Below are 12,989 nucleotides of genomic sequence, written 5' to 3' on the forward strand. Positions count from 1 at the left end.
TCCCCTCCTCAGATCATTCCACTCTGCCCTCTTTTATAGCCTTGTCGATCTGTTCAGCCGCCCAATCGAACGCTTGTTTTACCGTTTCGCCCTTGATTATGATCCTGTCGACGGCTTCCGCCCATGTTCTTTCGAAGAGAGGTCTGTAGAACTTCGTTCTCGAACCCACTGGTACCCTCGCATAACTCAGCATCTCTATGAAGGCTGCATCTATGGGGCTCGCCTTGGCCTGCTCCTGAGCTATTTTCTTGTTGGCAGATATGGCCAGCCCACCGACCAAACACCTCTCTCTTTGTGCGTATTCACTGGAGAGCCATGCTGCCAGCTCGACGGCTAACTTCTTGTTTGCGACGTTGGCTGGAACAGCCCAACCGGAAGCGTAGGTCACAGTAACGTTTTGAACACCCACAGCACACGGGAGCGGAGCAACACCTGCATCGATCGGTGCGCCCTGTTCTATCTGCTTCTTCACGCTGATCCAGAACCACCTACCAGTGATGACCATGGCAACTCTTCCAGTGAAGAAGAGTGACGAAGCACCTCCAAGGGCTGCTGCTTCCTCTGGAGTTGGCGCATAGCCTTTCTTCAAAAGGTCGACGTAGAAGCTGTAGGTCTTCACGTTCGTCTCGCTGTTGAGATAACCTGTGGTTTGAGTGAAATCAGGTGAGAAGACGTCTCCTCCGCCAGCCCACAACAACGGTACGGCGACACCGACCCAGCTCGGGAAAGCAAATCCCCAAACATCGTTCTTACCGTCTTTATCGGTATCTTTGGCGAGCTTTGAGACAGTCTCCTCGAATTCTTTCAATGTCCATCCCTTTGCGGATGGGTAAGGTACTCCGTACATGTCGAACAGTTTTTTGTTGTAGAACACTGCGACGGGACTTGTGTCTTTGGGGAGTGCATAAATAGACCTGCCGAGTTTGAAAATGTCAACGAGAACTTCGAAGTATTCGCTCAGATTCGTTCCGCTAACTCCTTCCGAGGCCAACCCAGACAAATACGGTGCCAGGTTCAAGAGAAGCTTTTCTTCCGCATACCTCGGCACCATTTCTGCGTCCAACAGGAAGACATCTGGAGGAGTTCCGGCCGCTATGTCTGTCAGGATCTTTTGGTAATAGTTCTGAGGTATGGGCTCATAGACAACCTCAACGTCTGGATGCGTTCTCATGAATTCTGCGAGGATCTTTTCGTCCAGCTGTGCCTCGAGTGCTCCCGCCCAGCTTGCGACTCTGAGTTTCGTCTTACCGAAGCCCAGGGTGACAAGCGCTAAGATCACGGCGATGACGACGAGCTTCCTCATAACCTTACCTCCCCCGTTTTGGAGGTCCATCAGATGGCCTCCGTTGTTTTTCCCGATTGTTGCATACTTGTCTATTCACTAAACAAGTATGCAACTTTCCAAGGGAATTTTACATGAGTTGCGCGCAGAATGTTTGTAACAAGAATTTGCAATGTTCTAAAGCATTGGAATCTTTCCTCGGGAGGATTCTCCGCCCGTCCTTCCAAAATAAAAACGGGCCCCGAAGGGCTCGTCTGAGTGAATTTTTTCCTTCACATCTTAAACTTTCTCACCTGTTCCACCAAGTGTTCCGCTGTCGAAACCGGTTTCTCGTGGAGGCAACAAACGCAAGAATTGACGCCAAAGATATGGCAAAAGCCTACCGCTTAGGTTAAATCTTCGAAAGCATGTCGAAGACTCATCGAGCGTCTTGGCCAAGATCACAGCTCTTCCCAGAGCCTTCTTATCTCGTCCGAATACTTCGAAAAGATCTCGAGAAGCTCGGGGGAGAATTGTCTTGGCAAAGTTTTTTCATCACCCTCAACGATGATTCTCAGCGCCTCTTCGTGGTTCAAAGCTTTCTTGTACGGTCTGTCGGAGCGAAGGGCGTCGTACACATCCACCAAGCCAACGATCTGCGCTTCTATGGGGATTTCTCCATCTTTCAGACCAAAAGGATAACCCGAACCATCGTACCTTTCGTGGTGGTACAGCACGATGTTCCTTGCAACTTTCAGTTTCTCATCGTCTCCCACCATTTCCGCACCCCAAAGGACGTGTTTCTTCACGATCTCGAATTCCTCGTAGGTCAACCTTCCTGGCTTGTTCAGTATCTCCTTTGGCACTTTGATCTTTCCGATGTCGTGCAGTGGTGCGTAGAGTTCTATCTGCTCAACGAGCTCTCGTGGTAGGTTCAACTTCTCCGCCAAGAACTTCGAAAGTTTTTTCACCCTTTGGACGTGTTCACCCGTCGGCTCGTCGAAGTTCTCAATCACGGCGCTGAGCTTCTCTGAAAGCAAATTGTAAGCGTACCTTATTTCCTCTTCTTCCAATCTCAATCTTTCGTACGCTTCTTCGATCTCTCTCTGCGAAGCTTCGAGTTGATCGTAACTTGCTTTGAGTTCCTGGGTCTGGGAATCTATGATCGTCACCATGTCGGAAAGCTCGCTTGCGAGCATCTTCATTTCGTACGTCGGTTCTTCGATTTCTTCGATCTCGAAACCTCTTCCTGAAAGATAGTTTCTCGCCGCCTCGACGATGTTTTCCATGGGCTGGACCACAGTTTTTTTCAGTGCTTTTCTCAATCTTCGAACTGCGAACAGGTTCACGATGAAAACACTTGACACGACACTCAGAGGAGCTATCAGCGAGATCAAGATTTCGTCAAGCAAAGAATCTTCAACGACCACGTAAGTTCCCGCTATGGAAGGTTTTGCAACGTAGTTCGTGAGACCAACCCTACCAGACGCGATCTTCTCTAATCCAACAAAATTGAGATGGGAAAAGGTCTTCAGTGTTCCCTTCTTTGCCAGGATTTGTCCCATTTCATCGACGATGTAAGAACGATCGATGAGTAAAGCCTCAGCCACGTGGCTCGCAAGCAGATCCAGTGCAAGCACACCGAGCAAGTTTCCATCTTTATCGTACACAGCCTTGGCTAAGGCGATGGTGGGTTCTTTGAGAAAAGCGTGCAAGAAAGGTTTCACTAACACGTGACCTTCAGGATTCTGCGCCGCAGCTTGGTACCACGGTCTTTTTCTCGGATCGTAATCTGGTCCGTAGTCGTATTTTGGATAGGTGAACATCTTGCCGTCAGATCGACCGAACGCTGGGTAGGAAACCAAAGGATGATAATGTTCGTAGATTTGTTGAAGTAAATTCACAACGCGTTCTTCGTTTTCGAAGATTTCGGTTTGTTCGGAAAAGACGTTCAGAAGTTTTCCAAAGGATTCCACCGCGTTCGCCCAGTTTCTTTCCAGTTCAATGATCCGCACGAACTGTTGGTTTTGAACGATGTGGTAGACGAAAAGAAACGTGATAACGAAGAGTACAAAAGATAACAACGCTGCGGACAGAAAAACGATCTTGGTGATGCTCTTTTTCAGATGGGCTTCCAACTTGGGAGGATTCGTTGTTCGATCAAAATCAGATTCTTTATTCTTGAAAGTCTTCATTACCGTCCCCTCTCACTTTACTGACTCGATATTATACATCTCAAAAACGACGAAATGTGCCTGATCATAAATCTTCGTAACATTAAAAAAAGATGAAAAGTTGGACAGACCCGTCCAGATGTGGTATAAATACAAGTGAAAAAGCAGTTGGAGAGGTGGCCGAGTGGACTAAGGCGCACGCCTGGAGAGCGTGTGGTGGTCAAAAGCCACCCGTGGGTTCAAATCCCACCCTCTCCGCCAGGTACCGGGACAAAGGTCCCGGTTTTTCAGTAGTAGGGAGGCGTCACGATGAAAGACGTGCTGGAAAGTGTAAAGAGCGAGGTGGAGAAGATCTTGCTGAGCATGGGTTTGGAACTGTTCGACATCTCGTTCAAAAAAGAACGTGGCCGGTGGGTTCTCAGAATCATCATCGATGATCCGAACGGTTACGTGAGTATAGCTCAATGTGAGAATGTTTCGGTGAAGGTATCGGATTATCTGGATCGGGAAGATCCGATCCCGTACAGCTACGTGCTGGAAGTTTCTTCCCCCGGATTGGACAGACCTCTCAGGGGATTAAACGATTACAAGAGGTTCGTCGGAAAACTTGCAAAGTTTTGGCTCGTGAACGGCCAGGTGCACGTTGGGAGGATCGAGAGCGCGCAAGAGAATCAGATCGTTCTTGATGTGCTCGGCGAAAAGATCACGTTCAGGCCAGAGGACGTGAAACGCAGTCGTCTCGAAATAGAATTTTAGGAGGTGAAACGATATGAACTTGAATCTTCTCGAAGCGCTGGAGCAACTTGAGGAAGAAAAAGGCATCTCGAAAGATGAGATCATGGAGATACTCGAAAAGGCTTTGGTGAGTGCGTACAAGAAAAACTTCGGAACGAGCAAGAACGTCGAAGTGAAGATAGACAGGATGACGGGAGACATTCAGCTCTACCAAGTTTTCGATGTGGTGGAAAACGTGACCGACGAGTTAACGCAGATCAGTTTGGAGGATGCGCGCAAGATCGACCCGCTCGCTGAAATTGGCAAAAAGATTTACAAGAAAATAAGTGTCAAGGAATTCGGAAGAATCGCCGCACAAACTGCCAAGCAGGTGCTCATACAGAGAATCAGAGAGCTCGAAAAGGAAAGACAGTATGAGCACTACTCTGAACTCGCAGGTTCCGTTACAACGTGCGAAGTGATTCGTGTCACGGCCGATTGGGCGGACATCCGAGTGGGAAAGATAGAAACGAGACTCATGAAGAGAGATTGGATTCCCGGTGAAACGATAAAACCAGGCGATCTGATAAAGGTCTACGTTGTGGACGTGCTGAAGGACAGGAAGGGTCCAAAGATCCTGGTGAGCAGGTCCGTTCCAGAGTTTGTGATTGGTCTTTTCAAACTCGAGGTGCCGGAAGTGGAGAACGGGATCGTGCAGGTAAAAGCAATAGCTCGGGAACCGGGTGTCAGGACGAAGATCGGTGTGATCTCGACAAACCCGCAGGTTGATCCCGTCGGCGCGTGCATAGGCGAAGGTGGTAGCAGGATCTCTTCGATCTTGAAGGAACTCAGAGGCGAGAAAGTGGACGTGTTCAAATGGGTCGATGACCCAAAGCAACTCATAGCGAACGCGCTTGCTCCAGCCTCGGTTGTGAGCGTTGAGATACTGGATGCAGAAAGGAAGGCGGCCAGAGTCTTGGTACCTCCGACGCAGTTGTCTTTGGCTATAGGCAAGGGTGGTCAGAACGCGAGGCTGGCAGTGAAAGTGACAGGTTGGAAGATAGACATAAAGCCTGTCATGAACGTGTGAAGGGAGGTAAAGCATGCTCTACGAATCGCTCAGAAAAGAATTGAGATCGCGTAAGTACAGAATGACTGCCCAGAGGGAGATCGTGTTGAAAGTCTTTGCGGAGTCCGGCGAGAGACATCTCGGTGCGGAGGATGTCTACAGAAAGCTTCTGGAAAAGAGGTACAGGATAAGCAAGGCGACAGTGTACAGGACCGTGGAACTGTTGAGCAAGCTCGGCTTTCTGAGAAGACTCGAGTTCGGTGAGGGGGTCTATCGATACGAGCTGGCGACACCGGATGCGGAGACGGTCCATCAGCACGTGATATGCAGAAACTGTGGTGAGCTTCTGGAAATAGACGAACAACTTGTCAAACAGCTGGTCAAGAACGTGGAGAAGCAAACAGGATACGTTGTGACGGACTACGATGTGAAGTTCTTCGGGCTGTGTCCGAAATGCCAGAGCAAGAACAAGAGTAAGGCTGACGAAAGCGAGTAAGCCAAAAAGTTTCCACTCAGGTTCAAAAAGTAAGACGACAGATCGATCAACTTTTGCATTGCCCAAGCTAAAGGTGTGGCGCCGCGGATCAGGATGGCTGCAGCGCTTTGAAGATTCATTGCGAAAAGAAACATGCTCAAAACGCTGGCCCAGAGCAATGGTGTTGCAAGCAAAACCGCCGGGACACTGATCAATGGAGCGAGTAGGTTCATCGTTGAAAACAGTGACAGGAATGGTGCCACACCCAAGAAGGCGAAGAGAGAGATCAAAAGGTTCGCAACAATGCCTCTGAAGGTTTTCAGATGTTCCTGCATCCCCACGAGCGTCGCCGCCGCGCAGTAGCTCATGAGAAAAGATGGGGATAGAAGAATAAAAGGTTCGAACAACAAATTCAACGTTGCGACGAAACCGAGCAGGTTCAGCGGTTCGATCGGATAATCGATCAGTTTGAAAAAGTTCCATACGACGAGCATCAGAGCGGCCCTGAGCGCCGAGGGTGAAGGTCCCGTCATGGTTGCGAACACGAGCGTGAACAGTACTGAAAGTGGTCTTCTCACGAAAAGACTGTGGCTGAAGAGAGAGATGAGAACGTCGAACAGCGTATAAACGATACCAACGTGCAACCCGGAGACCGCGAACAGGTGTGCAAGACCGCTCTTTCTCACCTTCTCCGCTTGAGACGCGTCGAAGGAAGGATCTGAAAAGACGAGTGTGGAGAAGAGTTCAGAATAGTCGGGCGCGTTGATTTGAAAGAATTCGATGATCTTTCTCTTGAACTCGACGAGTTTTGAATGAACTTTCTCAAAGCCTCTGTTTCCAAACTCTGTTCCCACACCGAAGGTTGGCTTCATGGTTAGAGGTGGGTATGCAAAATGAAACTCGATTTTCCCGACAGCGTAGGAGGACTCACCTGCGTGAACCTCTTTGCTGTAAAGTTTGAGATTGTGAAGAAGGCCTTTCCATTCACCGTTTGAGAAGATTTTAACGTTAGTTGCGATCACGTAGCTCGATCTTTCGATCTTCGCATACCCCACGACTTCGTGAGTACCGCTGATTCTGTGAACCGTGGCGAGAAAGCTTCCGAGAAAGAGAAATATCGCGAAAAACGTTAGAGATTTCTTTCTGAACAGCAGGAGTAACAATGCCAATGCAGTTAAAGGAAAGGCTGGGGAAAGGATCACCCCAGCCGAGAGAGCACAAAAGACTGTGAGCCAGAAGTATTTCATGCACCGAACTTTTCAAGCCTCAGAGCGTGTGCGAGTGCCAATCCCATCACATCCACGGCGTAGATGGTTCCCAGAGTTCCCCTCGCACACTCGAACTCGTCGAAGGCCTTGCTCAAGCCTTTTCTCGCGTACTTCGAGTGGATCATCAGAGGAACAGGATGCCAGCTGTGCGCCTTCAGGGCAGTTGGTGTTGAGTGATCACCCGTGACGATGAGCACGTCGGGCTGAAGATCGAGAAGGATCGGCAAGGCCTCGTCGACTTCCTCTATAACGTGCACCTTGGCTTCGAAGTTACCGTCTTCTCCGTAGGAATCGGTTTTCTTCACGTGCACGTAAAAGAAATCGTAATCGTTCCATGCGCGCTTCACGGTTTCAAACTCTTCCTTGATGGTGTCGCCCGTCTGAACGATCTCCATTCCAACAAGCCTCGCTATGCCTCTGTACATGGGATAGGTCGCTATCGCCGCGGCTTTGAGTTTGTACACCGCCGGGAACTGCGGAAGATTTGGATACTTTGAAAATCCTCTCATGAGGGCACAGTTCATTTTTGGTTCGTCCGACAGTACCCTTTTTATTTCGTCGAGAAGTTTGTTCACGATGCGCGCCGTTCTTTCCGCCTCGGGCGCCAGAGCCTGTGTGTAAACGAAAGGTTTGCCCTCCTTCTGTGGGTCGGCATCGGACAGTCTGTCGTCCAAATCTTCACCCGTGAGTTTCACCACGAACCTGTGTTCTTTGCCGGCGTAGAACGAGACCTTCACGTCTTCGATCGACTGAATCGCCTTAGAAAGTTTTTCGACGACCTTCGAGCTTTCCTCAGTGGAAGGTCTGCCAGCCCTACGATCGAGAACGATGTTGTTTTGAATGGTCGCGAAGTTGGCCCTTGCGACGACGTCTTTTTCACCCACGTCGACGTCCGAACCGAGCGCTTCGAGTATGCCACGACCGATCTGGTACTTCACAGGATCGTAGCCGAACAGCGCCAAATGTCCAGGACCGCTACCTGGTGTGACACCGTGCATCACAGGAATCGTTTGACCGAGGTCGGACTCCCTCGCGACGCGATCCAGATTGGGTTTCCTGGCAGCCTGAAGCGGAGTCTTGTCTTTCTCACCCGGCACGTCTCCGACCCCATCCATCAACAGCAGAACGATCTTGGTGCTCGCAGTTTGAACAAGTTCGCTCAGGATCTGTTGTCTGTCGTACATCCCATCACCTCCAGAACGTTCTTGCAGAGACATTTCAGGTTTTCATCCCTCATTGTGTTCACTTCCTCCAGGGTTGGATTCACAGAAAGCACTTTGAGCAGCGCTAAGAACAGTTCGCTGGCCGACGTGAAAGTTTTGCTCTCGATCTCATCCAGAGAAAAGGTTTCATCGTCTGTGTGCGAAACCTTTCTCGCGAACTCCCAGTGGTATTCTTGAAGATCGAAGACAGTATCGTTGACGTAGGATTCCAGATCGAACCCCCCATGAACTTTCACGTGCATTAAAAGTCGGATCAAGGCTATCGCGACGGCCAGCATGGTACCGCTTGAGCAGAACGCGACGACGGTTTTGGTGACGTTCTTTTCCATTTGAATGGGATCTTCGCTGCTCGATACGGCTACGGCCAGCAGGAACTTCATCCAACTGGCATCGTCGATCTGTTCGTCCTGCATGGGTAGGAAACCTTCTCTCACCAAGTTCGTCCTCTCGTTCTGCGGTAACACGAAGCTGAGTCTCTGAAGGTCCAGTTCACCTCGAACGATGCATTTTTTGATCTTGAAGACCAGTTCTTCGACACATCGTGAAGCTACCAGCGGACCTGTCCAGGACTTCAGATAGTCTATGAGTTCGAGCGCCCTGCTTTGAAACTGCTCGGGCACCTTCTCGAGCAATTTGATTCCCTCTCGCTCGTTCACGAACAGTGTGAGCAGTGCTTTGTTGTAAACGATAAAAGGCTCGTTACTCAACTCGCTTGCTTTGTCCATCTGAACCTTCGCTTCTTCGTAAAAGCCAAGCCTTCGAAGACACAATGCGTACTCGTTTAGCAGTACGGGATCTTCGTGGTTCTTCTCAAGCAGTTTTCTGAAAATTTGTAACGCCTCGAAATGCTTTCCAAGCCGTGAAAGTGTGTAAGTCAAATTGAGCGCGCTTTCGAAATCTTCGCTGTTCAACTCCAGTGCCCTCTTAAACGCCCTCTCGGCCCTGTCGTATTTCTGCAACATGTTGCACGCCACACCCAGCCGAGCGTGGGCAAGATGAAAGTTTGGATCTCGCTGTGCGGCAACCTGGTAAAAGTCGCAGGCGATCCTCACCTCACCCATCTCTAAGTAGCAATCTCCGATTCGAACCACGGGAAGAAGAAATTCTTGATCGAGCTCGAAGGCCTTCTGGTACTCCTCTATGGCGTCTTCGAACTCTTTTTTTGCACGCAGGATATTGCCGAGCTCGTAGTGGGCCAATGAAAAGTTCGGATTCCTCGAAATACAAGATCTGAGACAGATCTCGGCCAACTCGTATTCTTGTTTCTTCACGTAGATGAGACCTTTGAAGAAATCGTAGCGATAATCTTTCTCTAACTTGCCGGCCCTTTCGACGTAGTCGTTTGCCGTCTCGAGATCGTCCACGTTCAGAGCCGACTTCACTTTTTCGTAATAGAAATATATCAGGTACGATTGATAGTACGGATCCTTTGAGATCGAATATTCCGCCTCGAGCCCCCGGACGATCACGTCCAGTGGAATTCTGTCTTGATCTGCTATCAAGGCCAGATCTTCGGCGAGAACCGGTAGCTTTAGAGGAAGATTCAACTGTTTTGCCTTCTCAGCTTTGAGCGGAAGATACACTATCGCCTTTATCTTGATCCACCTCCTGTGGAGTTTCGAAACTGATTCTTCCAAATTTTCCCTGTGCGATCCAGTTGAAGAAGTTCACGCGCGCCCTGTCCAGATCCGGTACGCCACCTTTGGAGAGCATTCTCTTCTCTAATGCGTACTTCTCTAAGAACGCGTTGAGATCCCGTTCTTCAAGGTTTGCGATACGGGCGTATATCTGATACGCGCGCTGCATGACTTTCTCGTCCACCATTTCAACGCTCAAACTGCCTATCAACAAGAGCTTCGCACCGAGTTCAACGCTCCAGAGTTCTGGCAACAATAGCCCGGGTGTGTCCAGAACTCTGAACAGACCTTCGACCGAGAACCACTGCAAAGACCTTGTGATGCCCGGTGTGGCGCCGACCTGCGCCGACCGCTTGCCCTTCAACTTGTTTATCAATGTGGACTTTCCCACGTTCGGCACACCAACGACGATCAGGAGAGAGCCTCTGTCGGTGTGTTTGGCGAGAAAGTTTATGACCTTTCTTCTGTCCGTATCTTTGTCGAAGACGAATACTTCCTCGTTGCTGGCTTGAAAATGTCTCTCCCAGAGTTCGGTGGTCTTCGCATCCGCGATGTCCGATTTGCCCAAGAAGATCAGCCTTTTTTTCGCTCTGAAAGGTGCTTTGCTGTAAGACCGACTGGCCAAAGGCGCACGCGCGTCCAGAAGTTCTATGACCACGTCTACCAGTTTGATGAGCTTCGAAATTTGTTTCGATGCTTTGGCCATGTGACCCGGATACCACATGTCCTTTCCTCCTCAAAGATTGTAGCATCGTAGTGGTAGAATAATCACGGAGGGATGCTTTTGAAGGTCCTCGGCTTGATTTTAGCGGGTGGCCACAGTGAGTCGCTTGGATCTCTCGTTTCGAAACGTGCGAGTGCGGCCCTCCCGGTCTTCGGAAAGTACAGAGCCATCGATTTCACGCTGAGTAACATGGTGAATGCGGGCATAAGAAAGGTGGGTGTGTTGACGCAGTACAACCCCAGAAGCCTCATGGATCACCTCGGCTCGGGCAAAGAATGGGATCTGGACAGGAAGAACGGAGGTCTGTTCATTCTCCAGCCTTACGTGAGCGCGGAGGGTTCGTACTGGTACAAGGGCACCGCGGATGCCATCTTCCAGAACATGACCATCCTGAGGCGTGGAGAAGAAGACTACGTGCTCATCGGTTCGGGCGATCACATATACAAAATCGATTTCACACAAATGTTCAATTTTCATTTCTCAACCGGTGCCGACATAACACTTTTGGTGAAGTATCTCGACGAGACCTACGATCTGACCAAGTACGGGATTGTCCAGATGGAAGATCACAAGATAGTGTCGATAGAGGAAAAGCCCCAGAATCCCAGGGGTAACTTGGCTTTCTTAGGCGTTTACTTCATGAACAAATACCTCTTGATGGAACTTCTGTACAACTACGTGACGAAGGGTGAGAACGATCTTTTGAACATCGTCATCTCTCAGCTCGGCAAGTTGAAAGTTCATGGTTACGTCTTCAACGGTTATTGGAGGAACGTGAAGAAGGGCATAGACGAGTACTTCAGAATAAACATGGACGCGCTGAGGAAAGAGATTCGTGAGGAACTTTTCTACAAACATGGAAAGGTCTACACGAAACTGAAGGACCTGCCACCACCCAAGATTGGTTCAAGCGCAGTCGTGAAGAACAGCATCATCTCGGATGGCTGCATCGTCAACGGGCATGTAGAGAATGCTGTTCTCTTCAGAGGAGTGATGGTGAGGGCCGGTGCAGTTGTGGAGAATGCCGTAGTGATGCAGGACACAATGATCGAGGAAGGCGCCGTGGTCAAGAACGCGATACTGGACAAAGAAGTGCTGATCAGACAGCAGGGCAGACTCGTGGGAAAGGAAAAATTGGCGGTGATGGAAAAGAGGGCGGTACTGTGAGGTGGTCCGAATGAGGCGTGTGCTCGCACTGATACTCGCGGGAGGACATGGAAAGAGGCTCGGTGTACTCACCGAAAAGATCGCCAAACCCGCAGTACCATTTGGAGGCAAGTACAGGCTCATAGACTTCACGCTGAGCAACTGCGTCAATTCGGGCATATATCACGTTGGAGTGTTGACGCAGTACAGACCACACCTTCTGATCAGCCACATCGGAATCGGCAGGCCCTGGGATCTGGACAGGAAGAAGGGTGGTTTGGTCATCTTGCAACCTTATCTTGGTGGTGTGGCTGGATGGTATAGGGGTACGGCGGACGCGGTTTATCAGAACATCGAATTCGTCGAAGAGGCGAACCCTGAACAAGTGCTGATACTTTCAGGAGATCACGTCTACGCGATGGATTACAACGACATGCTGGACTTTCACATACTCAAGAACGCCGAAGGAACGATCGCCTGTATGGAAGTGCCCCTTGACGAGGCAAGCAGGTTTGGAATCATGGTGACGGACGTTGAGTCGCGGATCGTGGATTTTGAGGAAAAGCCCCCCAGACCCAGATCGAACCTGGCATCGCTCGGCATATACGTTTTCAACTGGTCGTTTTTGAGAGAGTACCTCATAAGGGACGCAGAAGATGAGGGCAGTTCACACGATTTCGGAAAAGACATTATTCCGAGAATGATAAAGGAAGGTAGGCGGATCTTCGCCTTCAAGTTCACCGGATACTGGCGAGATGTCGGGACGATCCGATCTTACTGGGAGAGCAACCTTGAACTGACGCGTCCTTTACCACCTTTGAACCTTTACGACAGACACTGGCGATTCTACACGCAGACCGAAGAGATGCCGCCGGCTTATTGCGCACCAGAATCGAGGATTTCGAATTCCATCATCAGTGAAGGTTGTGAAATACACGGAGCCGTGGAAAACAGTGTGCTGTTTCAGGGTGTTCACGTTGGTGAGGGAAGCATCATCAAGAACAGTGTGATCATGACGGGTACGATCGTTGGTAAGAACTGTGTGATAGAGAACAGCGTCGTGGCAGAGAGAGTGATGATCGGTGACAAGGTTCAGATCGGCGTTGGTGATGATGCCCCGAGCGCTCTGGACCCCGAAGTTTACACGGGTTTGATCACGGTGGTTGGCATGTACTCGAAGATCCCAGAGAACATTCGTATTGGTAAAAACTGTGTTGTTGGCGTGGGTGTGACAGAGAAGGACTTCAGCGTGGAGGAACTCCCGTCTGGTGGATTCATACTGCACGGGGAGTGATAAT

Annotated in this window: 11 protein-coding genes and 1 tRNA gene; 6 read left to right on the forward strand and 6 right to left on the reverse strand. The window is 49.9% G+C overall.

The features are described 5' to 3' along the window. Positions 1-13: 13 nt before the first annotated feature. Both AJ81_RS06595 and AJ81_RS10755 read right to left on the reverse strand, forming a co-directional pair. Positions 14-1,303 (reverse strand): ABC transporter substrate-binding protein, encoded by a 1,290-nt coding sequence (locus AJ81_RS06595; RefSeq protein WP_031504520.1) that lies wholly within the window; start codon positions 1,301-1,303, stop codon positions 14-16. A gap of 419 nt (positions 1,304-1,722) precedes the next feature. Next, positions 1,723-3,456: an HD domain-containing phosphohydrolase gene (locus AJ81_RS10755; RefSeq protein WP_081708851.1), complete on the reverse strand. Its 1,734-nt coding sequence runs from the start codon at positions 3,454-3,456 to the stop codon at positions 1,723-1,725. A gap of 149 nt (positions 3,457-3,605) precedes the next feature. Here AJ81_RS10755 and AJ81_RS06605 point away from each other — a divergent pair. The 4 genes from AJ81_RS06605 to AJ81_RS06620 all read left to right on the forward strand — a co-directional run bounded on the left by AJ81_RS06605 (position 3,606) and on the right by AJ81_RS06620 (position 5,714). Beyond that, positions 3,606-3,696: transfer RNA gene (locus AJ81_RS06605), tRNA-Ser, on the forward strand. A 48-nt stretch (positions 3,697-3,744) separates the two neighbouring features. Further along, entirely contained in the window at positions 3,745-4,191 is a 447-nt protein-coding gene (locus AJ81_RS06610; RefSeq protein WP_031504517.1) for a ribosome maturation factor, read from the forward strand. 13 nt (positions 4,192-4,204) lie between these two features. Next, positions 4,205-5,239: a transcription termination factor NusA gene (nusA, locus tag AJ81_RS06615; protein WP_031504515.1), complete on the forward strand. Its 1,035-nt coding sequence runs from the start codon at positions 4,205-4,207 to the stop codon at positions 5,237-5,239. 13 nt (positions 5,240-5,252) lie between these two features. Next, a complete protein-coding gene (locus tag AJ81_RS06620) occupies positions 5,253-5,714 on the forward strand; it encodes a Fur family transcriptional regulator (protein ID WP_031504514.1) in 462 nt (153 codons plus the stop codon). Here the strand turns inward: AJ81_RS06620 and AJ81_RS06625 are convergent. From AJ81_RS06625 to AJ81_RS06640, 4 genes are read right to left on the reverse strand one after another with little or no spacing between them, the layout of a single operon-like run. Next, a complete protein-coding gene (locus AJ81_RS06625) occupies positions 5,639-6,940 on the reverse strand; it encodes a ComEC/Rec2 family competence protein (protein ID WP_031504513.1) in 1,302 nt (433 codons plus the stop codon). The two genes, AJ81_RS06620 and AJ81_RS06625, sit on opposite strands and share 76 nt — an antisense overlap. Further along, positions 6,937-8,145 carry a 2,3-bisphosphoglycerate-independent phosphoglycerate mutase gene (locus AJ81_RS06630; protein WP_031504512.1) on the reverse strand — a complete coding sequence of 403 codons (1,209 nt, stop codon included), beginning with the start codon at positions 8,143-8,145 and terminating at the stop codon, positions 6,937-6,939. The genes AJ81_RS06625 and AJ81_RS06630 overlap by 4 nt, the downstream gene beginning before the upstream one ends. Further along, positions 8,121-9,821 (reverse strand): tetratricopeptide repeat protein, encoded by a 1,701-nt coding sequence (locus AJ81_RS06635; protein WP_231845457.1) that lies wholly within the window; start codon positions 9,819-9,821, stop codon positions 8,121-8,123. The genes AJ81_RS06630 and AJ81_RS06635 overlap by 25 nt, the downstream gene beginning before the upstream one ends. Beyond that, the gene (locus AJ81_RS06640; protein ID WP_031504509.1) at positions 9,745-10,545 is read right to left on the reverse strand and encodes a YlqF/YawG family GTPase; all 801 of its coding nucleotides are present in this window, start codon (positions 10,543-10,545) and stop codon (positions 9,745-9,747) included. Before AJ81_RS06640 ends, AJ81_RS06635 begins: the two co-directional genes overlap by 77 nt. A gap of 60 nt (positions 10,546-10,605) precedes the next feature. Between AJ81_RS06640 and glgD the strand changes: the two genes are divergently transcribed. Further along, the gene (gene glgD, locus AJ81_RS06645) at positions 10,606-11,712 is read left to right on the forward strand and encodes a glucose-1-phosphate adenylyltransferase subunit GlgD (RefSeq protein WP_031504508.1); all 1,107 of its coding nucleotides are present in this window, start codon (positions 10,606-10,608) and stop codon (positions 11,710-11,712) included. 10 nt (positions 11,713-11,722) lie between these two features. After that, positions 11,723-12,985 (forward strand): glucose-1-phosphate adenylyltransferase, encoded by a 1,263-nt coding sequence (locus AJ81_RS06650; RefSeq protein ID WP_031504507.1) that lies wholly within the window; start codon positions 11,723-11,725, stop codon positions 12,983-12,985. Positions 12,986-12,989: the final 4 nt, after the last annotated feature.

This window comes from Pseudothermotoga hypogea DSM 11164 = NBRC 106472 (assembly GCF_000816145.1).
Classification (GTDB): domain Bacteria; phylum Thermotogota; class Thermotogae; order Thermotogales; family DSM-5069; genus Pseudothermotoga_A; species Pseudothermotoga_A hypogea.